Genomic DNA, 1,536 nt, shown 5'->3' with positions numbered 1-1,536 from the left:
CGTGTTTATTGATTCTACCGGGCGCTCTTATACCGTGCCGACACATAGCTTGCCGTCAGCAAGAGGCCAGGGAGAGCCCTTGACCGGTAAGATCAACCCGCCTTCGGGCGCAACGTTTAAAGCGGTCGTGCTTGGTGAACCAGATCAGAAACTATTGATGATGAGCAGTGCTGGCTACGGCTTTATTAGCAATATTTCTAACTTGCAGAGCAAGAATAAAGCCGGTAAGGCTGCTTTGTCCTTACCTAAAGGGGCGGAAGTTATGTCGCCTCAAATGCTAGGTACTGTTGAGGGCAATTATATCGCAGCAGTGAGTAACGAAGGGCGGATGTTGGTCTTTCCCGTGAAGGATCTGCCAGAACTGGCGAAGGGAAAGGGTAACAAAATAATCAGTATTCCTTCTGCTCGAGTTCAAAGTGGTGAGGAGTGGTTGGTGTCCGTGGCAATTTTTGCTGAAGATGATCATTTAGTGATTCATTCAGGCAAGCGTCACTTGAAGTTAAAATTCTCAGACTTAACGCATTATGTCGGAGAACGTGGCAGGCGAGGGCATAAGCTTCCTAGAGGGCTGCAGAAAGTTGATCGCATGGAAGTTGTAAAAAATGAGCCTAAGCAGGCAAAAGGTGAAGTAATTGAGTGAAATTATTCTGATTAATGTTTCAGGGCGTGATAAGTCCGGCTTAACCTCTGAAATTACAGGTATTATGGCGCAATATGAATTGAATATTCTGGATATTGGCCAAGCTGTTATTCATGATCACCTTACCTGGGGGATTCTGGTTGAAGTGCCAAATGAAGGCAGTTCTTCTGGAGTGATGAAGGAGCTTTTGTTCCGTATGCACGAGCTGAACCTCCAAGTTACTTTTCAGGCTGTGAGTGCTGAAGAGTATATGCATTGGGTCGAAGGAAAGGGTAAAGCGCGCTATATCGTTACCTTGCTTTCTCGCCTGATCACTGCAGAGCAAATTGCTAAAGTCTCTGAAGTGACTGCGGAGCATGATTTGAATATCGACAACATTACCCGACTGTCCGGGCGTCGTGGTTTGGATGTCGATCCTCAGTCGAGCCAGGCATGTTTGGAGTTCTCTGTTCGCGGAAATGTGCCGGATGCTGAGGCGTTGAGAGCTGACTTTTTAAAGATTGCCAGTGAGCTTAACGTCGATATCGCCTTCCAGGAAGACACAATTTATCGCCGTAATCGTCGTTTGGTGGTTTTTGATATGGATTCCACCTTAATTGAAGCAGAAGTGATCGATGAGCTGGCGAAAGAAGCGGGTGTCGGAGATCAGGTATCTGAAATCACCGAGCAAGCCATGCGTGGTGAGATTGATTTTACTGAGAGCTTTGCTCGGCGTGTTGGTTTATTGGAAGGTTTGAGCGAAGAAGTGCTAAGCAAAGTAGCTGCGCGCCTTAAGATGACTGAAGGTGCAGAAAGGTTGATCTCAACGCTAAAAAGCCTGGGTTACAAGACTGCTATTTTATCGGGCGGTTTTACATACTTTGCTAAAGGGCTGCAGGATAAGCTTGGTATTGATT

At 46.5% G+C, this 1,536-nt stretch carries 2 protein-coding genes; both read left to right on the top strand.

Annotation, left to right across the window (positions count from 1 at the left end; genetic code table 11):
• A partial coding sequence (locus tag A3763_RS19155; protein ID WP_304440829.1) for a DNA gyrase C-terminal beta-propeller domain-containing protein occupies positions 1–640 on the top strand: 640 nt, incomplete at its 5' end.
• Positions 633–1,536 (top strand): phosphoserine phosphatase SerB (serB, locus tag A3763_RS19150; RefSeq protein WP_068760354.1); only part of this gene is annotated, 904 nt, incomplete at its 3' end. The genes A3763_RS19155 and serB, both read left to right, overlap by 8 nt.

It is taken from the genome of Oleiphilus sp. HI0128 (assembly GCF_001635365.1).
The sequence above is the reverse complement of the archived record's forward strand: the minus strand, read 5'-3'. Positions and strand labels throughout refer to the sequence as shown.